Here is a 26,250-nt window from a genome sequence, read left to right on the forward strand (position 1 = left end):
GTGAATTACGGGCTATGATTGCTTGAATTTATATTTAAGTCCATACTCTTCAAGTTTGCTGTATAGTGTTGTCCTGCCTATGCCGAGCAGTTCTGCGGCGACACTCCGGTTGCCGTTTGCCTGTTTCAACGCACGCAATATCCGCTCCTTATCCTCCGCGTCATTGCGCAAGGCGAAGCTGACAGTAGAGGTCGGTTTCGTCACGGCAAGTTCCAGATGCTCTTTCATGACAACACCTTCCTGCGCCTGCAATACAGCACCCATAACTTTCTGCCGAAGTTCCCGCACGTTGCCCGGCCATGCGTGTGTCAGCAACGCTTTACGTGCTTCGGAACTGAACCCGCTCACGCTACACTCCAGCTCTCTGTTTGCCATATCACGGAAGAACTCTGCCAGCGGCATGATGTCTTCCTGACAGTCACGCAACGGAGGAACGGTTATCCCGAAGTCGTGCAGGCGGTACAGAAGATCCTGCCGAAAACGCTTTTCATTCACCGCTACTTCCAAATCTTCATTGGTAGCAGCGATGATGCGGACATTGAAATTCCGGTCTGCCTTGTCTCCGACCGGGCGATACCGCCTCTCCTGTATGGCGCGGAGCAACATCTGTTGGGTTTCCAACGCGAGGTTTCCTACCTCGTCCAGAAAAAGCGTGCCGCCTTCCGCCTCATGGAAATATCCTTTCTTGGCATTGTCCGCACCTGTAAACGCTCCCTTGACGTGTCCGAAGAAAGCCGACGGTGCAAGCTCTTTGGAGAGTGAACCGCAGTCCACCGCCACAAATGGCTTGCCTGCACGTTTGCTCTTGTCATGCAACAGATGGGCAATATGCTCCTTACCCGTGCCGTTCTCACCAAATATCATCACGCTCATGTCGGTGGCGGCTACCAGCCTTATCCGGTGCATGATTTTCTGAAAAGCGGAACCTTCACGGGCGAATACAGGCATACGGCGTTGTCCTGCCTGACGTTCTTTCAGTATGGAACGGATCAGGGGGACAAGTTTATCCTCCACAAGCTGTTTGGGAATATAGTCTATCGAGCCGAGTTTCATGCTTTCCACGGCGGTATTAACTTCGGCGTAGTCGGTCATAATGATGAAGGGCTGCATCTTTCCCTCCTTTCGCATCCAGCACAAAAGGTCTATGCCACTGCCGTCAGGCAGACGCAGGTCGGCAACCACGATATCATTATCTGTTGCCTGTTGCAGATGTTTCTTCGCGGTTGAGAGGTGGTAAGCCTTCATATTGCGGTAGCCCTCCCGTGACAGCATATTGCAGACATATTCGCAATACACGATGTTGTCTTCCACCACAATTATTTTTGTCTTATCCATCTTCGTATTTTCTCCTTTCCTCTTCTGCCAACCGTATTATTTCCACTCCCTTATCCAGCACAGCAGTCACGGCATGGCTTAACGCTTCACCATCCGGGAGAGCATCGCCACGAAGCAATCCGTAAAGTACATTCAGCGGTTGGTCGGCACGGAGCACCTCCCACGAACTGCGCAGGTGGTGGATCAGGGAATCCAGCTTTTGCAGGTCTTTTTCTTTTGCTGCATCCCGTACCGCCTGCATTTCCTTTTCTGTTTCAGTTATCAACTTTTCCAGCATGACGGCTTCATTGCCATAGGACAATAAGGCGGAAAAGTCCGGTTTCCCGTCCGGTGTCGCTTTTATGGCACACCTGTCGGAAACCTCCATCAGTTCCGATATGGAGAACGGCTTGAACAGGCATCCGGCAAAGCCTTTTGCCAATAGTTCCCCTTTGTTACAACTGCCCGAAGCGGTTGCCACAACCACCGGGATTGTTGGTGAATTGCCCACGTTGGACGAACGCAACAGTTCCAGCAATTCGAAACCGTTTATACCAGGCATATTCAAGTCTGTCAGCAACAGGCTGTATTCTTTCTGGCGTATCATTTCCATCAGTGCCGCAGCATCGGTGCAAGTGTCGCAGTGTATTCCTTCTTGGGAATACATCTCTTTCAGCATTAGAAGTAATACCTCATCATTGTCAATGGCGACAACATCATGGAATTTATTGTTATGATAAACAGGTGTATTGCTTGTATATCCAAGCTGTTCTTCAGCTTCCTGCATAGAAATTTCAACTGTGAAACGACTGCCTTTCCCTTTCTTGCTGTCCAAACGGATTGTTCCGCCAAGCATCGACACAATATTACGCATTATGGCAAGCCCAAGCCCGAAACCCTCCTTTGCAGCGGCATTTGATAGACGTTCAAACGCACCGAACGCTTGTTTCTGTTCCTCTTCTGTCATGCCTGTACCTGTATCTTCAATGACCAGTGTCAGAACTCCATTATCATATTCAGTAATCAAAGAAACACCGCCTTCTTCTGTGAACTTGACAGCGTTTGACAGCAGGTTATTCCCGATTTGTATTATTCGCTCTTTGTCGGTCAATACAATGGCATCGTGTCCAGTCTTCACGGACAAGGACAACCCTTTGTTCACGGCAACAGGCATGAACTCCGTTTCAAGTGTGTGCGTGATTGCAGAAATCCGGCAGGGTGACAGACGGGGCTGTTCCTTGCCGTTGTCCAGGCGGAAGAAGTCAAGCAAAGTGTTGAGCATATCCCGCATACGGTCGGAGGATTGCAGTATATTTTGGATATATTGCCCATTATTACCGCTATTGCATTCTTTCCGCAAAAGTTCGGTATAGCCGGTTATTGCCGTCAGTGGTGTACGCAACTCATGGGTAATAGTATATACCGCTTTCTTTCGGGAGGTTATGAGTATCTCATTTTGTTGCACGGACTGTTCCAATTGCTCGATCAAATCCGTTGTCTTGCGTTTGTATCGTTTAATGTTCTTTGCATCACGGTGTATGATGATATAGGAAATGACCAACAGCAAAAGAACAAATCCCATCAAGCCGCCTATCTGCATAAATGATTTTTTACGCATGGCTGTTATCTCGCTTTCTCTATTTTGTAAATCAGATTGCACCTTCTTTTCGATTTGGCAAATCAATCCTTGCAGTTGTCTGTTAAGTTCTGCATTACGGGCAGCAAGACTATCGGCTTGTTCTGACAATCGACGGCTCTGCGCATTCTGTTCGTTGACCATGTTTCTATTGGATGAACGGAGCGTAGTCGTTGTTGTCGTTGGCTTCGTTCCCTCTTTTTTGCCGAAGATGCTCAAGAAACCTTTTCGTTTTGGCTTTTTGGACTGTTCCTGCACACTTTTCTGCACAATAACCGGAATTTGATTGGCTATCTTCTTGTTAATAGATTGTTGTTCATCCATTAACCGGACTATCTGGAACATCTGTCGTTCCTTATCCTCTAAAAGACTGCGCACACTATCGATGCGCTCTGCTGGATAGGTGGCCTTGAAACGGCAAAGCATACTGTCCATTGCCATACGCCGTGCATGGTAATGCTCGATATCTTTATCGTTCCATTCCAGTATTGTTTCACCCAATAGAGAAAATTTTATCATTTGAATATTGATATTGTTTATTTCTTTTCGGAGCTCGTCTATTTTTTTATTGCCAAGTTCTAATGCTTCTATCTCCTGCCATTCATAGAGGCTATTATATGCCATACATCCGATAAGAATGGAGATAAGTATATATCCCAACTGTATTGCCTTATAGAAATTTCCTGACCGCTCCATTATTTTGATGACATTGATTTTTGGAACATGAATAAAAGTTTATCTTTTTCGTTCATGCGGATATTATCAGAATAACCGCCTTTTGTTATTTGATACCCGCATGGCTTAACCATAAAAATGCCTAAGCCCTTAGTGTATGAACTTACTTCTGATGCATAGTCTTTACTTGTATTTAATGGAACTTTCCCTTTAATATGACACCACTCATTATTGCAACTGATGTCTTCAATCTCAGACATCATTTTTTGCAAATCTGTAATAGCTTTGGAACTTGCCGCTTGGGGTATCTGCAACTCAAAATAGAGCATCGGTTCGAGAATGTCCACACCTGACTGTTGCAAGGCCAGCCTGAAGACATAAGGGGTCAGCTGTCTGAAATCAGCAGGTGTACTTACCGGGCTATAATACTCGGCTTGAGTAAAAGTTACTTTCAGATCAGTCACTTCCCATCCATGTAACCCGGATTGGCAAGACATACGAATCCCTTCAAAAACGGCATTTTGAAAAGAATGGTTCAGATAACCATAGGAGATGTCACTTTCGATTTGCAACCCTGTCCCTAACGGTAAGGGTTCAAGAGTCAGCCCTATTGTGGCCCAATAAGGGTTGGGCGGCACTTCGATCTGAATAATCTTATTGACCTTTTTTACAGGTCGTTCTTTGTATATAGTCTTGATCTCATCAAAATGGACCTTTACGGAAAATCGTTCTTCCAGCAATGTCTGTATGATTTCCTTTTGGGTTAAACCATATAACGAGATTTCCAATTCATCACTATATGAGTTTATGGAAAAGGACAAAGACGGGTCTTCAATCCACAATGTATTCAGAGCGGATATCACCTTGCTTCTCTCTTCGGGCCTGTCTGGCCGGACGGAGGATTTGAGAGCGGGATGCTGATGCGATAATCCTTGAATCAAACAAGGTTCAGCACCTAAATAATTTCCGATTCGAAAATCATCCATATCCTCTACAATCGCGATATCATTGGCGCCCACTTCATCAACATTTATCTCTCTGCCCTGATTGATAGTTTTTAGATTTTTAATCTTGATGAATTTTTCCGAATCGTTGATTCTTACAACGTCTCGAAGTCTCAGACTTCCGTCAATTATTTTTAGAAAACTTCTTTTATGTCCTTTGGGGTCATGCTCTATCTTATAAAGATAAGATGAAAGTCTGTTTGAGACCGATGCCGGAGGAAGTATAAAAGAAGTGATGGCGTCCAACAACTCATTGATACCGATATTGAACATTGCTGATCCATGTAGCACCGGATAGACTTTGGCTTTTGCCACAAGAGCGATTATCGTATTCCAATAATCAGCCGGTGAAATTTCGCTATCCGCCAAATATCGTTCTAATATATTGTCGTCATGGTTGCATACAAATTCTTTGTATTCTTCCTTTATATATGTTTGGGAGCAAACCGGATAAACCGATCCATCGACAACATTTTGCATAAACAGGACATCTTGAGACAGATTTGCTTTTATATCCAGATACAAACGCTCCAAATTCACACCGGCTCGGTCAATCTTATTGATAAATATAATTGTCGGGATTTGCAGCTTCTGTAAAGTATTGAACAGCAACTTTGTCTGCGCTTGTATGCCTTCCTTTGCGGATAAGATGAGGACTGCTCCATCAAGCATTTTGAATGTCCGCTCCACTTCCGCAATAAAATCCATGTGTCCCGGAGTGTCAATGATATTGCATTTCACACCATTCCAGATAATAGATGTCGTAGAAGCCCGAACAGTAATTCCTCTACGTTTCTCTATATCCATAGAGTCCGTTATGGTGTCACCATTATCCACACAGCCGCACTTTTCCGTTGCTCCACTGGCAAACAGCAGATTCTCGGTTACGGAAGTTTTTCCTGCATCAATGTGAGCAAGAATTCCTAAATTTATAATATTCATTTGGATTAAGCAATAATATACTACAATAGATGCATTGTCGAAACGCACCTTTTAATACCTCCTCGTAGCATATGAGAACTACAGGATTCCTAACTCGTATTAATATGTATATTATTACTGCCGCATAACGATTACAAAATTACACAAAAAAATATATCTAACAAAAGTAGGAGGATTTTTTAACTTTTTACCATAGACATTTTATTAGGGAAACGTAGGTTCAACTGGTAAGTACAAATAAGTAGAAATGTTTGAACAACACTGTTTTAGGAAGTTGAAAAATCAAGTTTCTCTCTCGGTATAGCGTTTATTTTGGCCAATATCTTCTTTAGTTTGGCATTTGAGTATTTCCCATTCGTGTTCTATTTAGCTCCTTATTATGAGTATGTAGCAAGTTGCTTATCAAATTCAGCCTCTTTGAGGGTCAAATATGGTTTTGCAAATGGTGACTGACAAGACATAAACAAGGTCAGCAGGATTTTTTACATAAATGGACATGAATGTATATAACCTAAAATAAGAATAAATTTTAATAAGGGCTGCCCAAAAAGAAAAAAATGCAGTTGCCATCCTACAGATACTTGCAGAAAGGATAAAATTTACTTTTAGACCTTTTGGGATAGCCCTTATTAATACTTCAGATAAAATTCCTAAGGTTATATTTTCAATCCTTTGAACCGGGTTTCCTCCTTGGCATACAGTCCCGGACGCCCGATTATGACATGGTTGGCAACGATACTATCCGCCGGACTGCGTATCTGCGGCGGTGCATTTTCGGGATATTGCGCCTGCCTGTTCCTCACATCTTCCGCTTCCGGCTTGACCTGTTGCCCTTCTTTCTCCTTTTCGGCGACTTCGGGCGTGGGCGGCGCAAGTTCCAGCTGTATTTTTCGGTCAAGGGCGGCAAGTTCGGATTTCAGCTGCTTCAGCTCGTCCTCCTTCTTCCACACCTTGCCCGCTATCTCCTGCAACTGCGGTATCTCCCTCTCCAGCACCTCGTTCTTCGCCTTGTACTGGTCGATAATGGAGGGTATCCTCTCCATCGCGTTCAGGAAGTTTCGGGCGGCAGCCATCGGATCAGCCATTGCCAGATGTCCGTTGTTATAGGTGTACTTGTAGTTCCCCTCTACCACGAAGCGGTTGTCGGTAAACTCCAATCCCTCTTTGAGTATCCTCTCGCTCACCACCTTTATCGGAAAACCGTACAGTTCTCCGACCTGTGTGTAAAGCCCGCCCGTAGTGGCGTTTTTCGCTATCTCCTGCAAACGCTTTCCGATAACCTTCTCATCGGCGGAATCCACACCGTCCACCTTTATTATATTAAGGCGGTTGCCCTCCCTGTCGGTCTGCGCCACCGAAAGGAAGCGGTTCCAGTCCTCCGTCATGGCATCTATGAAAGCCGTGTTGTTACGCAACTCGCCCGTCTTCGACTCTAACTTGAACTCCGAATCACGCTTGCCCTTGTTAAACGACTTGCGTTCCCCTTCGAGCGAGGCGATGCGCTTTTCAAGTTTCGCCTTGTCCAGCAGGTCGGTGTTGCCGGATAGCAACGCCATATATTCCGAAAAGTTCATGCCCGATTTCTCGTCCACTGCCCCCTCGTCGATGGTACGCGCCCCCATAGCACCGCTTTTGAGCTGGCTGATGAAAGTCTGCTTGCAGTGCAGGAGGTTGAACTTGTAGCTGTCCAGTGACTTCTCCACCGCGTAGATGATTACGTCCACGTTGTTCCCGGCGAAATGCTTGGCAATTTCGTTTCCGGCTCTAACTCCGCGTCCGTCACGCTGTTGCAGGTCGGACGGTCGCCACGGCGTATCGAGATGATGAATTGCCACACACCTTTTCTGTGCGTTCACACCCGTTCCGAGCATGGAGGTGGAGCCGAACAGAACACGCACCGTTCCGGCATTCATGGCGTCTATCACCGCCTTCCGAGCCTTGTCGGTCTTGCACTCCTGAATGAAGCGCACCTCGCTTGGCGGTATGCCGTAATCCTCCGTCAGCTTGCGCTTGATTTCCGAATAGACGTTCCACCCGTCGCCCGGCTGATATGTCCCCAAGTCCGAGAAAACGAACTGCGTGCCTTTCTGCGCGTCGTATTTTTGGTAATACTCCGCGATCATCTTGGCACAGTGGCTCGCCTTGTTATCGGGGTGGTCTTCATAATGCGGGTCTATCATGCGCATGTCGAGTGCCATCTTGCGGGCGTAGTCGGTGGCGATAAGCATCTTCGCCTTTTCCTCCGTTTCCGAAAGCGGCAGCCTGCCCAGAAGTGTGGCATCGCCAGTCTTGGCGAACTGCATCAGCTTCTGTATGAAGTCCTCCTGCTCCGGCGTGGGCGGTATGTGGTGCAGTATCTCATTCTTGTTGGGACGATCTACGCCCACGTCCTCTGCCGTGCGGTAGTCCGTGATTTCATTATAGAAGGCGGCAAGTTCCGGCACCTTGATGAAGTAGCGGAAACGCTCCTTTTGAACCACGTTGTTCGTCACGTTAAATTCAAAATCCGTCGTCTTCTTGGCGAATATCGCCGCCCAAGCGTCGAAACATCGGATGTCCTGCCGTTCCAGCTCCTTCGGACGCAAATACTTGAACAGCAGATACAACTCCGTCAGCGAGTTGCTGATGGTAGTACCCGAAAGGAAGGTCGCTCCCAAGTCTCTGCCCGTGCGCTCCTGTATGGTGCGTATGGCAAAGAGCATGTTCAGTGCCTTCTGGCTTCCCTCGCTGTTGCCCAGTCCCGCCACACGGTCATGGCGCGTGTTGAACGTCAGATTTTTGAACTGGTGGCTCTCATCTATGAAGATGTGGTCGATGCCCATCTGCTTGAAATCCACCACGTCGTCCGTGCGTGACTTTATGGCATGTTCCACCTTCTCCAGCTTCGCTTCAAGGTTGTGTTTGCGCTTCTCCAGACCTTTCAGCATAGCCCGCGACACGTTCTTTCCCTGCTGCCGCAGCACTTCGAGGTTTTCCTCCACCGTGTCAAGCTCCGCTTGCAGGATGCGCTGCTGCAACTCCGGCGACTGCGGTATCTTGCCGAACTGGTCGTGCGACATGATGACACAATCGTAGTCGTTGTTCTTTATATTATTGAAGAAGCGCACACGGTTGGCGGTCGAAAAGTCCTTCTCCGAAGCGTACAGAATACGTGCGTTGGGATATGCCGCCTGATAGGTGGCGGCAATCTCCGCAACGTTGGCTTTCAGCCCGATAATCATCGGCTTATGTGCCAATTTCAGACGCTTCATCTCATGCGCGGCGATGCACATTATCAGCGTCTTGCCGGTTCCCACCTCGTGGTCGCAAATTCCGCCGCCGTTCTGTTTCAGCATCCAGACGCAATCCATCTGCGAGGGATAGACGCTCTTGATACCCCGGCTTGCCAAGCCTTTCAGATTGAGGTCGGGGAAGGTCTGGTGCGAGCCGTCATACTTCGGGCGCACGAAACAGTTGAACTTGCGGTTATACATTGTCGTCAGCCGTTCCTTGAACTGCGGCGACTGTTCTTCGAGCCATTCGGAGAAACCGTTGCGGATTTCATCAATCTTGGCGTTGGCGAGCTGTATGCCCTCGCTGTCGCGCACCTTGATGTCGTTGCCATGCTCGTCCTTGCCGATGGACTTCATCATGTCGGGGCAGGTGTTGTGCAGGGCGTGTTTCAAGAGGTGCATACCGTCATAGTTCCGGTAATACCCCTTTACCAGAAACTCGTCCGTGATTTTCATGGTGCGGTAGCCGCACGCAACCGAAAACTCGTCCATGCTTGCGGAATAGGCGATTTTCACCTCCGTGTCGAACAGCCGGCTCATGTAGGCGGCATAGACACCCGTCGGAATCCAGCGTTCCCCGAAATTGAAGTCCAGATCCTCGAAGGCGATACGCGGCGGTTCGGCATCTTTCAGAGCCTCCAACGCCTGTTTCACTTCCGGCATACGCTCACTTTCGGGGTTTTCGCCCATCCAAGCCTCTATGCGTTCCGCCTTCTCTATCACGTTCCCGGCTATGAAGCGGTCTTTGATTTCGTAACCGGTCACGAGCGGATTGTAATAGATGCGTCCTTGCAGGGCTGTGAGCAACTCCTCCGCCGTGCTGTCGGTTATCTCCCGCATATAGTCGAGATTGACCGTGCCATATTTGTTGAGCGACGCGGACAGGGCTTCTTCGGGAGAGCCTACGTTGGCATGGCTCTCCACGGAGAAGGAAACGGGATGCTCGAAGATGTCCGCCTTGACGAACTTTCCGTTCTCCACCCGTTCCAGCGAAAGGATGTCACGCCCGCCCGCGTCCATCATCACTAACTTCACGTTCTGCTTGGCGTTGAGGTTGCCGTAGCGCATGACAAACTCATCGTAACAGGTATTCAGATGCTCTCGCCACGGAACATTTGCCTCGCGCCGGAGCGATTCATAACGGTACAGACGCTCGTAGGCGTCACGCAGCGACACATACAACAACGCCTTTTCCTTCTGGTATCCTTTCAGGTCGAGCGGCTGGAATGTAGCCCCGTATGGCGTGATGTCCTTCAGATAGCCGATGTTATGACGCCCCCGGTCAGCCACCAGCGAGCCTTCGCGCAGGTGCATCTCCGGCGTGCGATGGTAGGCACGCGGCGTAAGGTCCGCGACTTCCTCCTTCGGCTTTTCCGGTTCGATGTCGGGAAAAAGGGAAGTAGCCACCGTTTCCGGTGGAGCATCGGTAACAGCAGGTGCGGCGACTGCTTCCGGCTGTGTTTCCTCCTGCCGGGGTTGTTCACGTGGTACTTCCGGCGTGATCGTCGCAACCGTTCTGTTTTCATGTTTTTCATTATGCTGCCTTGCCAGCTCCCGAAGTTCCTTCCTGCGCTCCGGCGTGAGTTCCATCATCATCTCGTAGAAGCCGTTGATGGGAGGATTGGTTTCCCAGTCCAGCTTTGCATAGATGTCGTCCGGGTCGGCAGGCTTGGCGGTGTTCTCCGCTTTCACCTCCTTATTCTCCATAGCGGGTTTTGCAGTTGGAGCTGTCGGTGTAACCGTGACTTTCGGTTTGGGCGGAGTGGACTTTGCCGTAACTGCCTTTTTCACCGTCTTTTTCTTTTTGGAGGTTTTCGGTTGGCTGACCTCTTCCGTCATCCCCCAGAGGTTGAGCAAGGAGAGCTGCACCCCGTCAGAATATTTCGGACGTGGCTCTATCTCCGGTTTTTCCTCAACGGGTTGCGGTTTTTCCGTCGGAGTTTCCACCGTCTGCGCCGAAGATACCGTTTCCAATTTTATAGCAGGACGCTCCGCCTCCTTTTGAACGGTAACCTTTTCTTCCGTTCCCGACTGCCAGATTGTTCCCGAATACAGACGCATGGCGAGCCTGTAATGGAAATCCTCGTTGAGCATCCGGCGCAAGTCCCCGGCGATACCTGCGGTCTTGCCCTCGTGCAGATAAACCATAGCGGGCTTCCCGTAGGGGTCAGTGTCAAGTTTCGACGTCGTATGCACGATGCGTTCCGGGTGGTGGATGAAATAGGCGTTGTCGGTCAGGTCGGTTTTCGTGTCCGTCTGTATCACGGTCATCAGCCGCTCGTCCTGCGACATTTCCTTCTTGCTGAGGTTCTTTTGCAGGACAATCAGGTCGCTGCCCACCTCCGTCCCCGCGTTGTCCGTGAACAGGTTGTTGGGCAGGCGTATCGCGGATACCAGATTGGCCTGACTGAACAGCTCGTTACGCACGGAGGTCTTGGTGCTATTCAATACCCCTTGCGAGGTGATGAACGCCACGATACCGCCGTCACGCACGGCATCCAGTCCTTTGAGAAAGAAATAGTTGTGGATGGTTTTCTGGGCGGAGCGTCTGCCGAAAGAGTCGCTCCGCTGAAACTCCGCGTCGAACACGGCAATGTCACCGAACGGAATGTTGGACACCGCCAAGTCGAAATAATTGTTGAACGGTCTTTCGATTTTCTCAAAACCGCAGGTGCGCATTTTCTGGTCGGGATAGAGATGCCTCAAGATTGTACCCGTGAGCAGATCCTTCTCGAAAGCCATCACATCCGCATTGGGGCTGTGCCGTAGCATGGAATCCACGAACACGCCGACACCTGCCGACGGTTCGAGCATACGGGCGGGGCGGACGCTGTAATCTGCCAGCACGTCCGCGATGGTGTCGGTTATCTCTTTGGGGGTGTAGAAAGCGGTCAGCACGGACGCTTTCAGCGAATCCACAAACCGCTTGTACTCTGTTTCGTCCTTGCTGTTCTCACGGATAAGCCTGTGCAGCTCCACCGTCGGGGCGAACAGTTCGAGGTCGGATTTCGCCCACCGGACGGCATCCGTCAGTTCCTTTGCAGGGTTGAGGATACATTTCAGACCGCCGAAACCGCAGTACCTTTGAAGTATGGCACGCTCTTCGGTTGTCGCTGTCCTGTTTTCCCTGTCAAGGATGAATGCCGTCCGTATCGCCTCGATGTTGTCCCGCAGTTTCTGTTTGCGGTTAAACGCCATATTCGTCTAAGTAAAGGACGGTTGCTCCCGTCAGCTCCGTGTAGAGCAGGTCGTAATCGGAAGACAGGGCGAAATTGTCATCCGAGAGGTCATAGACGGAGAACACGTTGCCGACAAGCGGCAGCAGTTTCAGGACAAAGGCTTCACGCTTCTCTTCCGGCACTTCATCGGCAAACTCGTTTTCCACGACTTCGCGGAGGATGGCGTAACGGGAATAATGCAGCCCGCGCAGCAGCGTGTCCATCGCCAGTTCCTGCGCACCATCGGCGGGATAGCCTTCAAGCCGTGCCCTCTCATACGTTTCGGCGGCACGGTCGGCCCGTTCCCGTATGAAAGCGGTGTCGTCAGCCTGTTCAAACTTGTTCGTGCGGAGATAGTCCAGCAGGTACAGACCGTAATAGGAAAAGTCGGTCTGACCCTCGTTTTTCTTCTTGTTGTTCATTACTTTGGATTTAGCGGATTGATAATTAACGGGATAATCGGTTGGAAAAAGGAAGAAAAAGGCACTCGGTATCCCTCCGAGTGCCACCACTAAATCCAAAGTATGAGTGTAATCCGGTATCGAAGAACAATTCATTACTCTGAACAAGTGGCAAAGTTAATACTATTTCTTCCGTCCTGAAAATTTCTTGCCCTTTTTAGCCTCCGGGAACACAAAAGTCGTGTTATATTCCCCGTCAAAGGCGACAACAGCATCGAAACTCTTGCCCTGTTTGCTCTTGAACCCTTTGAGCAGCTTGGTATGCCCTTCGGTGAGCAGGTCTTTGATTTCATCGTCGGACAGGGTGCGTCCCGCTTTCAGCCGGAACACGGGCAGTCCGCACTCCGTGTTGTCGCAGCGTACCACCTTGCCGTAGAACCGCATCCTGCCCGTGCCACACTTGGGACACGCGCAGCCGGAGTCACGGCTGCCGAAGAGCTTGTCGCACGAGAGCAGTTCGGAGGTTATCTCACGTGTGTACGCCTCTATCTCCTTGCGGAAGGTGTCGGCGGACAGTTCCCCGCGCTCGATACGCGCCAGCTCCTTTTCCCATTCGCCCGTCATGGCAACATCGGCGATGCGCATCGTCTTGACGACGGAATTGAGGGCAAGTCCTTTTTCGGTGGGAACAAGCGACTTCTTGCAGCGTTCCATGTAACCGCGCTTGAAAAGCGTTTCGATGATGGAGGCGCGTGTGGCGGGAGTACCGATGCCACAGTCCTTCATCGCCTGCCGCAGTGCGTCGTCCTCAATTTCCTTGCCCGCCGTTTCCATTGCCGAGAGCAGGGTGGCTTCGGTATGCAGCGGCTTGGGTTTGGTCTTTCCTTCGGTAATGGACGAGCCTTTCGGTGTCAGCGTGTCGCCTTCCTGCCAGCCGGGGATGGTAATTTCCTCTTTTTCCTCGCCATAGACGGCACGCCATCCGGTTTGCTTCACGACGCTGCCTTTTACGGTAAACTCCACTCCGGCACATTCCGCCGTGACAGTGGTCACATCCTTGACGCATTTCTCAGAGAATGCCTCGACCATGCGCCCGGCAATCATCTGATAGATGGTATTGTCCTCTTTGGAGAGGAAGAGCGGTTTCTCACCCGTGACGAGCAGGGCATGGTGGTCTGTCACCTTGCCGTCGTCCACGCTGCGGCGTGTCGGGGCGGCTTTTGCCCGCACCTTGTCTTTCCATTCGGGCTGTGTGCCGATGAAAGCGAGCAGTTTGGGAATTTCGGCAAACACGTCTTCGGGGATGTAGCGGCTTCCCGTTCTCGGATAGGTTATCAACTTCTTTTCGTAGAGTTTCTGCGCGATTTCAAGCGTCTGTTCCGCCGTGAAGCCGTGCTTGGCGTTGGCTTCTTTCTGGAGCGTGGTCAGGTCGTAGAGCAAGGGAGTTTCCTCCGTCTTCTCCTTGCGCTCGGCTTTCGTGACAGTGGCGCAACCTGCCGCCTTTACCTTATTATATAGTTCCATCGCCGGTTCTTTCTCTTTCCATTTCTCGGAGGATGAGAATTTCACGACTTCGCCGTCGCAACCGTCCGTTGCGATATGGAGCAGCCAGAATGCTTCGGACGTAAAGCGGCGGTTCTCCCAGTAGCGTTCACATACCATAGCCAACGTTGGTGTCTGCACCCGCCCCACGGAATACGTGCCGTGTCCGGCGGCGATGGATAACGCCTGTGTGCCGTTGATGCCCACGAGCCAGTCGGATTCGCTCCGCGCTTTGGCGGCGAGGTAGAGGTTGTCGTATTTGCTGCCGTCTTCGAGTTTCCGCAGTCCCTCACGGATAGCTTTGTCGGTGAGAGAGCTGATCCACAGGCGCACGAAAGGAGTGGTGCAACCCGTATAGTGGTAGAGGTAGCGGAAGATAAGCTCTCCCTCGCGTCCGGCATCGGTCGCCACGATGATATGTTCGCTTGTGTCGAACAGTCTTTTGATGACTTTTATCTGCGACACCACGCCGCTGTCGGGCTTGTAACCTTTCTCCGTCCTGACCTGACGGGGGACGAGCGTGAATGTGTCGGGAATAATCGGGAGGTTGTCACGGACAAATCCGCGCACGCCGTAGCCGTCGGGCATGGCAAGCTGAACGAGGTGTCCGAATGCCCATGTCACGGCATAGCCGCCTCCCTCGAAATATCCTTCCTCTCTCTTTGTCGCGCCCACGATGCGGGCGATTTCACGTGCCACGGAGGGCTTTTCTGCAATGATTGTCTTCATGTTTTCTTGCTTTTTTGTTGATACTTTGGATTTTATTTTGGATTCAGTGGCGGACACGGGATTACATTTTCATGCCTTTGTTGTTCTTCTTTTTCGGCTTCTCCTGCTGCTGTTGCTGGCGGTCGTCCTTCGGGGCGGTCTGACCTTTCTGCAAAGGCTCTTTCAGGTTCTTTGTCGCCTCGTTGGTTTTGCCCTCGTTGTTCACCGCCACCTGTGTGCGGCTCTCGTTGGACGGGGCGACCTGCTGGGCGTTGTCGGGGTTCGTTTCGTAGCGGTACGGGCGGCCCTTCTCCGGGTTGAACTTGATATACATCGTGGCATGGAAGCCCTGCTTGTCGGTCACGTTCTCCAGTTTCACGGCTTTACCCGCCACGTAGTCGGCTTTCTGCTTGTCGGTGAAGTTCACGCCGCTCCATTTGCTGATGGGGCGGATGCTGCCGTCCTCGTTCATCCACGTGTTGCGGCGTTGCTCCTTCTTGGTCTGTGCGGCATTTTCCCCGCCTTGCGCCTGACTTTTCGAGGTGTCACCTTTGGCTTCCTGCGTCTGTGCGGTACGGGGCGACCTTCCGGTTCCCGGCACGAACTCCACGCCGCGCTGCTCCACGTTCACTTGAAGGGTGGTGACGAACTTCCTGCCGTCGTTGCGCTCGATGAGCTTGTCGCGCACGGGCAGTCCGGCGCGGAGCATGTCCTGCTCCTGTTTGGTGATTTCCGTCTTGCCGATGCGCTCCGGGATGCGCACCTTGTTTGCCGGAATGTCCGTGATTTCATTCGTCTTGCGGTCGATGCTGATGTAGGAGGGGATGATTTCGCCCGTTTCCCTGTCCTCAATGTCCACGACCCTGCCGAGGTTGCCCGTTTCGCGCAGGTTCTTCCGGTCATCGTCGGAGAATTTGTGTTCCTTGTACTCATCTAACTTCTGCTCCTTGCGGATGAAGTGCGGCACGAGGCTGACATTTCCCTCACCGTCCTTCTTGAAGGAGAGGCGGGCGTCCAGCTCGAATGATTCGCCGCCGAAGGTGGGCTTGACCTTTACCAAGTCGGACTTGCCGTAGTGGAGCATCTTCGTAAGGTCTCCGGACTTTTCAAGGTCGTCACGCTTCACGCCCCATCTGTCCTCCAGCTCCTGCCAGTTGATTTTGCTCTCGTTGATGGGTTGGTAGCCCTGTCTGCCCTGCGTCTGTTGCGGGCTTTCCTGCTGTTCTTTCTGTTGTTCCATGTTTTCCTGTTTTTGAGGTTCTTGTTTCTCTGTCTTTTGTGCCGCCATCTCTTCCTGCACCTGCTGTTGATAAGGGAAGGTGTCGATTTTGTGCGGTGCAAGGATTTGTTTGTTCTGGTACGGATGCTGAAGCAGGTCTTTCATCACGCCAAGCATGGAATCCACTTGGTCTGCCGCGATGCGGTAGAAACCGAAGCGGCTGGGTTCCTTGCACTGCCGGAAGAAGTTCTTGAAGAAGTTGTCCAGCACGTCGCCTTGTCGGTCGAATTGCAGGAAACTCTGCGCGTTCTCAGCTTTCGCAGGGGTACGCTTGGGTGTGCCGTCTGCATTCAGCCCGGCTACCACGCTGATCTCGCCCGTCTTCTCATCACGGACTACCAGCACGTCCTTTTCGTCTTTTTTCTTTGCCATTTGAAAAATGTTTTAATGGGTTATTTATGAAAGAAATTATGGATACGAGCCTTGTAGAAGGCTATATCTTCTTTTTTGAAGTCCTTGATATGGTTGGAAAGGAATGTCAGCACATCCTCCTCGCTGTAATAGGTTTTCTTGCCCAGTGTCTTGTAGGGCAATGCGCCGACACTGCGGTAGCGTTGCAGTGTGCGCTTGCTTATCTGGAGCAGCATGCACAAATCCTGATTGTCGAAAAGGCGGATGCTTTCCGTGATAGTAGGCTGTTTCCCCTCAGCCTTCATCGCCAGCAGCAGTTCGTCCTGACGGTCGAGCCGTTCCATCAGCTTCTGCATCCAGCCCTCGAAGTTGTTTCGTGTGAGCAGTTCCATGACCTATGTCCTCCTTCCTTTTGGTTTGCCGCCAGTGCGCAGCGTGTGGTTGCGTTTCAATTCCTGCGGTGTCGCCGCGTCCTCGTTGACGGCACACGCTTCAAGCAGGCGGTCTATTTCCGACTGCCGGTAGCGGCATTTACCGCGAAGCACGACATAACCGATGCGTTGCTCGCTGCGCATACGCTGGAGGGTGCGGGTACTCACGTTAAGCAGGTGCGCCGCCTCGCGTGTGGTGAGCAACCTGTCGGGCGATGCCGCTTTCTTGTCGCCGGAGGCGGCACGGACGTGTGCCGCAATCTCCGCTATCTGTTCCGTCAATGACCGGAAGGCGGAACTTTCCATCGTTATCACTTTCATATTCAGTCCTTTCTTTTTGTTTCTGCAGCAAAAATCGGCAATAAACAAAAGGGGCTTTAACAACTCACTACGTGACTCACGTAAGATTTTTACGGAAGATGGCTCCGTAACCCGGTCAAACGGCGCAACAGGCAGCCTTTCAGCGGAAAACGGCACGTGTTCAGGACCGTACCGTTACCTTTGCGGGCAAACCGATAATTGCATGAATATGGAAATAGTATCTATCGAGAAAAAGACTTTCGAGATGATGGTGGCGGCATTCGGCGCACTCTCGGAGAAGGTCGCCGCCCTGAGGCGCAAAAGCGACACGAGGCGCATGGAAAGATGGCTCACGGGCGAGGAAGTCTGTAGGCAGTTGAGAATAAGTTCGCGCACGTTGCAGACGCTGCGCGACAGGCGGCTTATCGGCTACTCGCAGATAAACCGCAGGTTTTATTACAAGCCGGAGGAGGTGAAGCGGCTGATACCGCTTATCGGCACGCTCTATCCGCACGGCAGATGATTTGATTTATTCACCCACTGAATCCGAAGTTATGATGAACGAGAACAACGATGTTTTTACGATGGAAGACGAGCCGATAGCCTCTGTGGTGCAGGATATGCGCAAAGGCTCGAAATGGCTGTCCGCCTTTCTGGAAAGTTACCGTCCTCTGCTGGACGGGGAACGTTACCTGACGGACGGCGAGGTGGCGGAACTGCTCCGCGTAAGCCGACGCACATTGCAGGAATACCGCAACAACCGCGTGTTGCCCTTCATACTTTTGGGAGGGAAGGTGCTTTACCCGGAAACGGGGCTGCGTGAAGTGCTGGAAGCAAATTACCGCAAGCCGCTGGAGTGAGCGCGGTTGGCAAGAAAAAAGGAAACGGGCGACACTTTTTGTGGTGCTGCCCGTTTCCTTGTCTTATGTGGTATGCGCAATCAGCAGTACCCGGCTTTTCCGTTCTGTATGAACATCACGTATGCCTGCCGTTTCTCTTTGGCGAGAGCTTTTCCCACCAGCCATGTGCGGAACAGGTGGGTGTTGTAGGTGTTCAGCCGGAAGGCGACGGGGATGATGATTTCAAGCGCGTACACATCTGCGTACAGTCCGTTTTCAAGTTGCATGTAGCGGCACACCTCGTAGTCGTTAAGCACGTCCGACTTGCGGATGGCTTTGATGGCGGCGTTCACTGCCGGGACGGTCGTATGGAACAGTCCGGCGATTTCGGTGGCGGTCATCCACACGTCGTTACCGGTTACGCTGACCGCCTTGTCCTCTATGATGATTATGTCACGTTTCATGGCTTCTCTTTTTTAGATGGTGCAACCTGCAAATTCCTCAACACTGTTCAACCTTGCGGCAAGGTTCTTCATGTCCTGATTGAGTTTTTCTTTGGTTATCTTCGCGTAAATCTGCGTCGTCTTTATGCTCTTGTGTCCGAGCATGGAGCTGACGGTTTCGATAGGTACGCCATTAGAGAGAAATACCGTCGTGGCTGCCGTGTGGCGGCTCTGATGCCACGTGATATGCTTGGTGATGCCGCAACGCTTGGCGACGGCACGGATACCGGCAAGGCACGTGTTATAATGCGGGACGGGGAATATCTTGCCGTTCTCGCACAGCCCACGGTATTTGCCGATTATGCGGTTGGCGATGTCAAGCAGGCGGATGTTGGACACCACGCCCGTTTTCTGGCGGTTGATGTTTATCCACTCGTGTTCGTCGAAGTAGGTGCGGATATTCTCTTCCGTGAGGTTGCGCATATCCGAGAACGACAACCCGGTGAAAGCGCAGAACAGGTAGAGGTCACGGTACAGTTCCTGTTTGGCGTTTTTCAGTTTCCCGTCCATCAGCAGGCGTATTTCCTCTTTGGTCAGAAAACTGCGTGTTGTTTCCTCCTTCTTGATTTCATACTCGCGGAACGGGTCGCGTGTCAGCCACTCGTTGTTGATGGCGATGAACACCATCGTCCGTAGCGGGCAGACGTACAGCCACACGGTATTGGTGCAGCAGTGTTTGTCCGTGCGCAGGAACATCTCGAAGTCGGAGATGAAAGCGGGGGTAAGCTCTTTCAGTGCGATGTCCTTCACATGGTAGCGGATGTCGAGGAACTCTTGCAGGTGCTTGTAAACGATACGGTACTTTTCCAGTGTACCTTTTGCTTTCATGCCTGCTTCCACCTGTTTCTCATAGTCCTCATTGTGACGACGGTACACCTGCATCAGCGTGTGGTAGCGGTGTTCCAGTCCGAGAAAAGCGTTCTTCACCTTCTCAGCCGTGACGAAGTTGTCACGTTCCATGATTTCCTGATAGTGCCTATTGATGCGCACCCGCATCTTGTCAAGCATACGGTTCGTTTCGAGTGCCGCCGCGCTTCTGCCTGTGACACGTCCACCTTTGGTGTCCCACAGTTTCGGATCGACTGTCAGCTTGCAGCTGAACTGCGTCTGGCTGCCGTCCACCGTGATGCGTCCCATGACGGGTACTGTCCCGTCCTTTTTCACTACCTGACGCTTGAGGTAATAGATTACTGAAAATGTACTCTTCATCGTCCTTAATTTTTTGGTTTCAAAATTAGTTGGTGAAGAGTCCGGTGTCGGTACGCAAAACGGGGAGGAACGGAGCAATCTTTTTCCGTAACCGAAATTTTTGCGTGAGTTATCGGTAACTCACTATTCCTTAACGTATTGTTTCGCTATCCGTACCCGTTTGTCGCATTTTCGGGCATGGTTACGAACAAGTAACGTTGCGGCGTCAGGATTTGGCTTCGGCAGGGATTGTAATGGCTTCACGAATTATCGCCACTTCAACTAAAACCCTTGTAACTCAATTCTATCACTATAACTTTCCGCATTTCACTTTTTTGTAGTAACTTTGTATGATTTTAATACGAAAAAGATGAAATTCGACGAACTCGGCCTGCACGAGGGCATCATGGAAGGAATCGAAACGATGAACTTCAAAGAGATGACCCCCGTTCAGGAACAAACTATTCCCATTATTCTCGAAGGAAAAGATCTGATCGCTTGCGCTCAAACCGGCACCGGCAAAACGGCCGCCTATACGCTTCCGTTGTTGGACCGTTTGCTGCACGAGGGCAATCCGGACAATGTGGTGAAATCGCTGATCGTAGTTCCCACGCGCGAGCTGGCGCAGCAGATCGATATCCAGTTTCAGGGTTTTTCCTACTTTTTACCCCTTTCGACGACGGTCGTTTACGGCGGTGGCGACGGTATCGGCTGGAGTCAGCAGAAACAGGGGATGATCATGGGCTCCGACATCGTGATCGCTACGCCCGGACGCCTGCTGGCCCATATTCAGAACAGCGGGGTGGATCTGTCGCACGTGCGCTATTTCGTGCTCGACGAGGCCGATCGGATGCTCGATATGGGATTCTTCGACGATATTATGAAGATCGTCGCCGAGTTGCCCGCCCAGCGGCAGACCGTGATGTTCTCGGCGACGCTTCCTCCGAAAATCAGGCAGTTGGCCAAACAAATCCTGCGCGATCCGTCCGAGGTGAACATCGCCATATCCAAACCCAACGAGGCGATCAGCCAAGTGGCTTACGTATGTTACGAAAACCAGAAAATCGGAATTATCCGCGAATTGTTCGCCCGGCCTTCGGGGACGAAAACGATTATTTTCTCGTCGTCGAAGCTGAAGACCAAAGAGCTGGCGCGCACGCTGAAGCAAATGAAGCTGAACGTCGGCGCAATGCATTCCGATCTGGAACAGGAGCAGCGAGAAGCGGTGATGCTCGATTTCCGCAACGGTAAGATCGATATCCTCGTGGCTACGGACATCGTGGCGCGCGGAATCGACATCGAGGATATCGGTACGGTGATCAATTACGACGTGCCGCACGACCCGGAAGATTACATCCACCGGATCGGTCGTACGGCCCGTGCGAGTGCGACCGGTACCGGGATCACGTTCGTCAGCGAACAGGAACAGGATAAATTCCAGCGGATCGAGAAGTTTATCGAGCGGGAGATCGAAAAGCTGCCGATTCCCGAACGGCTCGGCAAAGGGCCGAAATACGATCCGGCGGCTTGCGATCGGCGGGGGAGCCGTCGCAATTTCCATGGTCGGGGGCCGCGTAAAGGGAGCGGAAGTTCCGGTAAGCCGGGCGGCCGTTACGGACGCCGGCAGGGAAGCGGCAAACGTCCCCGCGAAGCCGGCAGCGGCGGAGGTAATTAACGGTTCGGCCGATCGTCCGGATTCCGGATATTCGGATTCCGGGATTTTGCGTTATATTTGTTTGACTCTTACCGGAAACGAGATCCGGTCGTGCGTAAGCCTCCGTTCCGTGAAAGTCCCGGATAGGGAAAGGCTGTCGATTGCAAACGATGAAGAAATTACCGCTATATATCACGATCCTGATCGGAATGGCGCTCGGAACCGTGCTCGGTTTCGCTGCTGTTTCCGGCGGATGCGGGCATTTGGTGACCGATTGGGTCAAGCCGTGGGGAACCATTTTCATCCGGATGTTGCGCCTGGTGGCGGTTCCGCTGGTGGTCGTATCGCTGATCAGCGGCATTACGAACTTGAGCGATGTAAAACACCTGTCCCGGCTCGGATTGAAAACGCTCGGAGTTTACCTGACTACCACTGTGTTCGCTATTTTTATCGGGCTGATCGTCGTCAATGCGATTCAGCCCGGTAACGTTTTTCCGCGCGAAAAGACCGAGGAGTTCCGGAGTCATTACGAGCAGGCTGTCGAACAGAGACGCGCCGATGCGCAGGAGGTGAAAAGTTCCGGTCCGTTGCAATTCGTCGTGGACGTGATCCCCGAAAACGTCGTGCAGGCGGCCGGCGACAACACAGCCATGTTGCAGTTGATCCTGCTGTCGATCGTATTTGGCGTGGCGATGGTGGCTGTCGGAAAGGAGAAATCCGCGCCGGTGAAAAACCTGATCGAATCGCTGAACGGGATTATTCTGAAGATCATCGGTTACGTGATGAAGTTCGCCCCGCTGGGGGTGTTCGCGCTGATGGCCGATCTGGTCGTCAGCTTTGCCGGCGATTCGGATTTGTTGCTGGCGCTCGGGTATTACGCCCTTACGGTAGTGATCGGATTGGTTTTCATCCTGTTGGTATGCTATCCGCTGATCGTTCGCTTTTTTTCCCGGACCAAGCTCGGTGATTACATGCGCGCGGTGCTGCCGGTGCAGTTGTTGGCTTTTACGTCGTGTTCCAGCGCAGCCTGCCTGCCTGTGAATATGGAACAGATGCGGAAACTGGGCTTGCCGCACAACGTGATTTCCTTCGTGCTGCCGACCGGGATCACGATCAATATGAACGGGACGAGCTGCTACCACGCCATCGCGACCGTTTTCGTCGCGCAGGTCATGGGGATCGACCTGACCCTGACGCAGATGCTTTCGATCGTCGTGCTGACGACGGTTTCGTCGATCGGTACGCCGGGGATTCCCAGCGGCGGAATGGCCATCCTGATGCTGGTGCTCGTGTCGGTAGGGATTCCGGCCGAGGGGATCGCGCTGATCATTGCGATGGATCGTCCGCTGGATATGCTGATTACGGCGGTGAATGTTTCGGGCGATGCGATGGCGGCTTGCGTGGTGAGCGCGGGCGAGACCGATCGGCGGCAGGCGTGACCCGTTGCTGTTTGGCCGACCGGCGGCTGTGTTTCGTACGATAGTTGTTTTTAACTGAAAATATCCGGAAAATGAAACGATCCGATTTTTGTATCCGTTCTGCCCGTCAAAGGGTTTTCGTCCGTTTGCTGGCCGCCTTTTTTGCGTGCGTAGTCGTTGCGGTGTTGTTCGTGCGCGCAACGTGTCCGGGGCCGGTGGTCTACCTGCGTTCGGCGGAGGTGGCCGATGCGTCGGCTCGGCGCGGGATAACGCCCGAAATGACCGAACAGGCGTTGAAACAGGGATTGGATCTGGCTTCTTTTTTTACGGCGGCGAGTTTGCGCGGAGCCTTCGCAGAAGAGGGCGGCCGTGTGACGGACGCGAAGTCGTTTGCCGAAAAACGCCTTTCGCTCGACGGCCGGGGAGACTACGGATTGCATACGGGACGATGGAGAAATGTCGAACGCCGCGTTCGGAAAATTTTCGGTTGCAAGGATATCGACCTTAGCCTGTCGGTCGACGGAGGCGATACGGTACGCTTGGGTTATGTGGCGTTACGAGGCGGTGATACGCTTGCATCCGGTACGGTAACGGGTTTTATGACGTTGCCCGATACCGTGTCGGACGCATTGCGAGGGCGTGCAGGGCTGGAAATGGCAGGCTTGGAGATGGCAGGCGAATTTTATGCATGGACGAATCCGCTGGCGGATCTGTTATACCGCGATTGTTTCCGGATTCAGGAGGGGTTGCACACTCCGTTGCAGGATAAGATCCGAGACGTCTATCTGTGCGAGCGGGCGGAAATCCGCTGGCCGGAGATTCGGGATTTTATCCGGCGCGGAAATTATGCCCGCAAGGCGTGGTGCAATCAGGCGTTGGGACATTTATACGCGAATGCGGGTTTCGGGATGGAGGATCTCGCGGCGCTGCAACGCGCCCGGTCGTTTTACGAAGAGGCTCGGAAATACGATGCGCAGGCAAGGGAGGCCGTCGATCGCCGGATCGCACGGATCGACGATTATATCGGGGATTGCCGCAAAACGGACAGCAATGGCGAGCTGATCGGTCGTTTCCTCGATGCGAACGTGCAATTGCCGGACAGTTGCCGACAGTTGATCCTGGTTTATAACGACCGGCCGGATTCGGTGCTGTGCGCGTTCCGCCGTTTCGACAAGCAGGACGACGGGCGGTGGGCGGAAACCTTTCCGGCGATCCATGCCAACGTAGGCCGCCGCGGAATCGCGCCTTACGGCGAGAAACTCGAAGGCGACCAGCGGACTCCGACGGGAGCCTACCCGATGGGATTCGCGTTCGGTTACCGGGACGACATCGACCTGCGATGGCCGTTCCTGGTGGTTACCAAGCAACATTACTGGATCAGCGATTCGGAAGACCCGATGTATAACCGGATGACCACCGAGACGCCCGCGACGGACAATTTCGAATACCTGCGCCGCGACGACGACGCTTACAAGTACGCCGCCGTAGTCGAATACAACACGCGCCCGATCGAAAAATACAAAGGGAGCGCAATTTTCTTCCACCTCGAAAGCGGTTATAACCGCGGCAGCGCCGGTTGCATAACCGTTACCGAGTCGAAGGTGATCGAAACGCTGCAATGGCTCGATCCGCACCGGTCGCCTTACATGCTGATCGCAACACAGCGCCGGTGATCTGTTTTGTTAACGGAAATAGTTTTTTTGTTATAAAATCGTTGCCTTTGTGCACGAAAACGAATTCAATATCTATTAACACAGATTGCATGCATTTCCCCGTCAATGTGCTGGTAAATAAGACTAAAGTCCAAGACGGATACAAAACATATCGCGTGGAAGATTTTATTTTTATTATTCTTACGTTATGATATTGTTCTTCATAATCTCGTTCAAAAGACTGGCGTAAAAGTCTCTTTTGTAAATTCTCCCTCCAGATCAAGAGGTACCCATATTCCTCCCCGAATTTTTTCGTACGTTTTGCATAAATCAACGATTTTATTCCGGGTTCCAAAACAAACTTTTTTTAATTCGTGTTCTGTCAGGCTTTCATAATAATTGCGTGTATAGCCGAATGTCGATATCATCAATCCTTTTTCCCGATTTTCATTAACGACAATTTGTGTAAATCGTTTTACACTATTTTTGTTGACCTTTGTTTTTGATCTCCAGTGTTTTATTTCGATAATATATGATTTAGTGCTGTTGCCTATTTTGTATTCGAGAATAATATCTTTCCCTCCGTCTTTACTGCAACGGGTTAGAGTAACGTTGAACCCGATCCCTTCGAATAATTCGGCGATTACCCGTTCCGTATCTCTCCATTCAAGATTGTATAATTGCTCAGGAGCACATGCGATACAACGGATGATACTTTTGTTGAATTTCCGTAAATGGATTAATATATCGTATGGATTCTCTGACTGATCCGAGGACGATTGTTCTAACCGCTCGATCCAGTTATGTATTTCATCGATGTCTATTATTTCGATGTTCGATGATGATCCATGATGTGAAAAATGATTATTAACGTTTTTTATATGATCCGAGACCAATAAAAATTTATCATAAGAATCTGTTTTTTGTAGTCTGGCGAACATATCGGACACATAGCTGAAAAAATTTCCGTAGATATGATTACTGCCTTTCACTTCTACGGCGATCTTATATTTTTGGTCTATTGAACTGATGACGAAATCTGGAGTGTATGTATGTCCTCTTTGTCGTTGAGGAATACATACATCGTATCCCATTTGAGGAAACAGGGTGTGGAATTTATCGTAGATCGCTCTTTCCAGATGTGACATTAAGGGATGATTTTGTGTTTTGTGATTAATAAACTTTATACTATTTGATATTGTTGCCATATTAATTATCGATAGTGATTGAATCTATTTTTCTTTGGCGGATTGCCGTTGAGATGTTGATTCTGGTATATATAATTGCTATTACTATGAATCATATTTAAATAATTCGGATCCGCCTTAGTTACAAATATAGCGAAACTCGACTGATGAACGAAACGGATTATCCGGAAAGTTCCTGACTAATATTTGCCGATCTTGTTTTGCCTCCGTATAGCGGCTTCCAGCAGTTCGTCGTCCGAATAGTCTCTGTGAATCCCGTCCCGTTCTATCCGGCGGACGAGTTCCGTCAGCTCAGAGAAAAGCCGTCCGATATCGTCGCATACGGTGCGGTAGACCGGGCAGAGTTCCCGGACAGCAAGCATGAATCTGGTCGTGTCTTTCAATGTCAGTTTTTTAGTGAAGCGATACTTCGTAGTTCATCAAATTGTCGCCGAATGTCTTCAGTCTGATTATAATGTAGTTGTATGCATTAAGAAACATTGTGCAGTCATTGTAGATCCGCACGTATTCCGTGGTGATCTCAAAACGACGCCCTTGATCGGAGAGCGCCGCAGGCACTCTTGTCTTGTCATTTGCTAATAGTTTTCGAGTGATTTTATTCCGTAATTGTTGGCCTATACGGAGCATGACGTTCGTACCCACTTCGACCTTTTCGACAATACGGTCGATAACGTCGGCCGCTTGTTCCGTCACGTCGTAGTTATGTTCACGCATC

19 protein-coding genes are annotated in these 26,250 nt (G+C 51.1%); 5 read left to right on the forward strand and 14 right to left on the reverse strand.

All coding sequences use genetic code 11. From position 1 onward, the window contains the following. Positions 1 to 12: 12 nt before the first annotated feature. The 9 genes from C1A08_RS08470 to C1A08_RS08510 all read right to left on the reverse strand — a co-directional run bounded on the left by C1A08_RS08470 (position 13) and on the right by C1A08_RS08510 (position 17,094). Positions 13 to 1,335: a sigma-54-dependent transcriptional regulator gene (locus tag C1A08_RS08470; protein WP_004293870.1), complete on the reverse strand. Its 1,323-nt coding sequence runs from the start codon at positions 1,333 to 1,335 to the stop codon at positions 13 to 15. Beyond that, positions 1,328 to 3,646: a hybrid sensor histidine kinase/response regulator gene (locus tag C1A08_RS08475; protein WP_004348456.1), complete on the reverse strand. Its 2,319-nt coding sequence runs from the start codon at positions 3,644 to 3,646 to the stop codon at positions 1,328 to 1,330. The genes C1A08_RS08470 and C1A08_RS08475 overlap by 8 nt, the downstream gene beginning before the upstream one ends. Then, entirely contained in the window at positions 3,646 to 5,571 is a 1,926-nt protein-coding gene (tet(Q), locus tag C1A08_RS08480) for a tetracycline resistance ribosomal protection protein Tet(Q) (protein WP_004293868.1), read from the reverse strand. Before tet(Q) ends, C1A08_RS08475 begins: the two co-directional genes overlap by 1 nt. A gap of 656 nt (positions 5,572 to 6,227) precedes the next feature. Next, positions 6,228 to 12,041, reverse strand: a complete 5,814-nt coding sequence (locus C1A08_RS08485) for an N-6 DNA methylase (RefSeq protein ID WP_005790817.1) — start codon at positions 12,039 to 12,041, stop codon at positions 6,228 to 6,230. Continuing rightward, a complete protein-coding gene (locus tag C1A08_RS08490) occupies positions 12,031 to 12,483 on the reverse strand; it encodes a DUF1896 domain-containing protein (protein ID WP_004304266.1) in 453 nt (150 codons plus the stop codon). Before C1A08_RS08490 ends, C1A08_RS08485 begins: the two co-directional genes overlap by 11 nt. A gap of 162 nt (positions 12,484 to 12,645) precedes the next feature. Continuing rightward, complete coding sequence (locus C1A08_RS08495) at positions 12,646 to 14,733, reverse strand: type IA DNA topoisomerase (RefSeq protein WP_005790822.1); 2,088 nt, start codon at positions 14,731 to 14,733, stop codon at positions 12,646 to 12,648. A gap of 61 nt (positions 14,734 to 14,794) precedes the next feature. Then, positions 14,795 to 16,363 (reverse strand): DUF3945 domain-containing protein, encoded by a 1,569-nt coding sequence (locus tag C1A08_RS08500; protein WP_004348473.1) that lies wholly within the window; start codon positions 16,361 to 16,363, stop codon positions 14,795 to 14,797. 20 nt (positions 16,364 to 16,383) lie between these two features. Beyond that, positions 16,384 to 16,734 (reverse strand): helix-turn-helix domain-containing protein, encoded by a 351-nt coding sequence (locus C1A08_RS08505; RefSeq protein ID WP_004291454.1) that lies wholly within the window; start codon positions 16,732 to 16,734, stop codon positions 16,384 to 16,386. A gap of 3 nt (positions 16,735 to 16,737) precedes the next feature. Further along, positions 16,738 to 17,094, reverse strand: coding sequence for a helix-turn-helix domain-containing protein (locus C1A08_RS08510; protein ID WP_002561004.1), 357 nt, complete (start codon positions 17,092 to 17,094; stop codon positions 16,738 to 16,740). Between the two features lie 202 nt (positions 17,095 to 17,296). Here C1A08_RS08510 and C1A08_RS08520 point away from each other — a divergent pair, with 202 nt between their 5' ends. Together C1A08_RS08520 and C1A08_RS08525 are read left to right on the forward strand one after the other, a co-directional pair. After that, a complete protein-coding gene (locus C1A08_RS08520; protein ID WP_004348475.1) occupies positions 17,297 to 17,596 on the forward strand; it encodes a helix-turn-helix domain-containing protein in 300 nt (99 codons plus the stop codon). Between the two features lie 31 nt (positions 17,597 to 17,627). Then, on the forward strand, positions 17,628 to 17,933 hold the full coding sequence (locus C1A08_RS08525) for a helix-turn-helix domain-containing protein (RefSeq protein WP_004348476.1): 306 nt from the start codon (positions 17,628 to 17,630) through the stop codon (positions 17,931 to 17,933). An 80-nt stretch (positions 17,934 to 18,013) separates the two neighbouring features. Here the strand turns inward: C1A08_RS08525 and C1A08_RS08530 are convergent, their stop codons facing one another. Together C1A08_RS08530 and C1A08_RS08535 are read right to left on the reverse strand one after the other, a co-directional pair. Continuing rightward, a complete protein-coding gene (locus tag C1A08_RS08530; protein ID WP_004348477.1) occupies positions 18,014 to 18,376 on the reverse strand; it encodes a hypothetical protein in 363 nt (120 codons plus the stop codon). A gap of 12 nt (positions 18,377 to 18,388) precedes the next feature. Then, a complete protein-coding gene (locus tag C1A08_RS08535) occupies positions 18,389 to 19,624 on the reverse strand; it encodes a site-specific integrase (protein WP_004348478.1) in 1,236 nt (411 codons plus the stop codon). A gap of 349 nt (positions 19,625 to 19,973) precedes the next feature. On the opposite strand from C1A08_RS08535, the gene C1A08_RS08545 reads away from it, so the two are divergent. The 3 genes from C1A08_RS08545 (at position 19,974) to C1A08_RS08555 (ending at position 24,348) form a co-directional block, all read left to right on the forward strand. Further along, positions 19,974 to 21,278 carry a DEAD/DEAH box helicase gene (locus tag C1A08_RS08545; protein ID WP_055204883.1) on the forward strand — a complete coding sequence of 435 codons (1,305 nt, stop codon included), beginning with the start codon at positions 19,974 to 19,976 and terminating at the stop codon, positions 21,276 to 21,278. A 149-nt stretch (positions 21,279 to 21,427) separates the two neighbouring features. After that, positions 21,428 to 22,696: a dicarboxylate/amino acid:cation symporter gene (locus C1A08_RS08550; protein WP_055204885.1), complete on the forward strand. Its 1,269-nt coding sequence runs from the start codon at positions 21,428 to 21,430 to the stop codon at positions 22,694 to 22,696. Positions 22,697 to 22,767: 71 nt separating this feature from the next. Continuing rightward, a complete protein-coding gene (locus C1A08_RS08555; protein ID WP_101572701.1) occupies positions 22,768 to 24,348 on the forward strand; it encodes a L,D-transpeptidase family protein in 1,581 nt (526 codons plus the stop codon). 212 nt (positions 24,349 to 24,560) lie between these two features. Here C1A08_RS08555 and C1A08_RS08560 read toward each other — a convergent pair whose 3' ends face one another. From C1A08_RS08560 to C1A08_RS08570, 3 genes are all read right to left on the reverse strand, one after another. Then, complete coding sequence (locus C1A08_RS08560; protein ID WP_180951549.1) at positions 24,561 to 25,475, reverse strand: restriction endonuclease; 915 nt, start codon at positions 25,473 to 25,475, stop codon at positions 24,561 to 24,563. Between the two features lie 239 nt (positions 25,476 to 25,714). Beyond that, positions 25,715 to 25,918 (reverse strand): hypothetical protein, encoded by a 204-nt coding sequence (locus C1A08_RS08565; RefSeq protein WP_101572705.1) that lies wholly within the window; start codon positions 25,916 to 25,918, stop codon positions 25,715 to 25,717. A 10-nt stretch (positions 25,919 to 25,928) separates the two neighbouring features. Next, entirely contained in the window at positions 25,929 to 26,249 is a 321-nt protein-coding gene (locus C1A08_RS08570; RefSeq protein ID WP_101572707.1) for a hypothetical protein, read from the reverse strand. Position 26,250: the final 1 nt, after the last annotated feature.

Source organism: Alistipes sp. cv1 (assembly GCF_900240235.1).
In the GTDB taxonomy this organism is placed as follows: domain Bacteria; phylum Bacteroidota; class Bacteroidia; order Bacteroidales; family Rikenellaceae; genus Alistipes_A; species Alistipes_A hominis.

Bases quoted from the DNA above. Each gene is read 5' to 3' on its own strand.
- C1A08_RS08470 (WP_004293870.1), bottom strand. From the start codon at position 1,335: ATGGATAAGACAAAAATAATTGTGGTGGAAGACAACATCGTGTATTGC.
- C1A08_RS08475 (WP_004348456.1), bottom strand. From the start codon at position 3,646: ATGGAGCGGTCAGGAAATTTCTATAAGGCAATACAGTTGGGATATATA.
- C1A08_RS08485 (WP_005790817.1), bottom strand. From the start codon at position 12,041: ATGGCGTTTAACCGCAAACAGAAACTGCGGGACAACATCGAGGCGATA.
- C1A08_RS08490 (WP_004304266.1), bottom strand. From the start codon at position 12,483: ATGAACAACAAGAAGAAAAACGAGGGTCAGACCGACTTTTCCTATTAC.
- C1A08_RS08495 (WP_005790822.1), bottom strand. From the start codon at position 14,733: ATGAAGACAATCATTGCAGAAAAGCCCTCCGTGGCACGTGAAATCGCC.
- C1A08_RS08500 (WP_004348473.1), bottom strand. From the start codon at position 16,363: ATGGCAAAGAAAAAAGACGAAAAGGACGTGCTGGTAGTCCGTGATGAG.
- C1A08_RS08505 (WP_004291454.1), bottom strand. From the start codon at position 16,734: ATGGAACTGCTCACACGAAACAACTTCGAGGGCTGGATGCAGAAGCTG.
- C1A08_RS08510 (WP_002561004.1), bottom strand. From the start codon at position 17,094: ATGAAAGTGATAACGATGGAAAGTTCCGCCTTCCGGTCATTGACGGAA.
- C1A08_RS08520 (WP_004348475.1), top strand. From the start codon at position 17,297: ATGAATATGGAAATAGTATCTATCGAGAAAAAGACTTTCGAGATGATG.
- C1A08_RS08525 (WP_004348476.1), top strand. From the start codon at position 17,628: ATGATGAACGAGAACAACGATGTTTTTACGATGGAAGACGAGCCGATA.
- C1A08_RS08530 (WP_004348477.1), bottom strand. From the start codon at position 18,376: ATGAAACGTGACATAATCATCATAGAGGACAAGGCGGTCAGCGTAACC.
- C1A08_RS08535 (WP_004348478.1), bottom strand. From the start codon at position 19,624: ATGAAGAGTACATTTTCAGTAATCTATTACCTCAAGCGTCAGGTAGTG.
- C1A08_RS08545 (WP_055204883.1), top strand. From the start codon at position 19,974: ATGAAATTCGACGAACTCGGCCTGCACGAGGGCATCATGGAAGGAATC.
- C1A08_RS08550 (WP_055204885.1), top strand. From the start codon at position 21,428: ATGAAGAAATTACCGCTATATATCACGATCCTGATCGGAATGGCGCTC.
- C1A08_RS08555 (WP_101572701.1), top strand. From the start codon at position 22,768: ATGAAACGATCCGATTTTTGTATCCGTTCTGCCCGTCAAAGGGTTTTC.
- C1A08_RS08560 (WP_180951549.1), bottom strand. From the start codon at position 25,475: ATGTCACATCTGGAAAGAGCGATCTACGATAAATTCCACACCCTGTTT.
- C1A08_RS08570 (WP_101572707.1), bottom strand. From the start codon at position 26,249: ATGCGTGAACATAACTACGACGTGACGGAACAAGCGGCCGACGTTATC.